Source organism: Streptomyces roseicoloratus (genome assembly GCF_004117935.1).
Lineage (GTDB): Bacteria > Actinomycetota > Actinomycetes > Streptomycetales > Streptomycetaceae > Streptomyces > Streptomyces roseicoloratus.
Genome location: NZ_SDOY01000027.1, coordinates 1 through 292, shown reverse-complemented (window position 1 = coordinate 292; position 292 = coordinate 1). Strand labels below are relative to the sequence as shown.

Below are 292 nucleotides of genomic sequence, written 5' to 3'. Positions count from 1 at the left end.
CTCCTTGGCGGTCTTGTCGATGAACGGCTTCGTCACCTCGGCGTTCACGCCCCGCCAGTCCTCGGCCCGGGCCTTCGCCGCCATCGTCCTGCGGGCGTCCTCGGCCAGGGCGTCCAGCTTGCCCTTCATCTCGGACCAGCGATCGGCCGCCGCTTTCATCTTGTCGAGCGGCGCCTGGTACACGTTCTCGAAGGTCAGCACGTTTCCTGCTCCCCCGCCTACGTGAAGTACTCGTTGATCTTGGACACGGCGAGTGCCGCCTTGATCTCCTCGTCGTCCCTCGCGTGCGCGG

General features: G+C 66.4%; 1 protein-coding gene. It reads right to left on the bottom strand.

Translation table 11 applies throughout. From position 1 onward, the window contains the following. Window positions 1–201, bottom strand: a 201-nt coding sequence (locus ESG85_RS02345) for a hypothetical protein (RefSeq protein ID WP_164986142.1), incomplete at its 3' end; no start/stop codon positions are given. Between the last annotated feature and the right edge of the window lie 91 nt (window positions 202–292).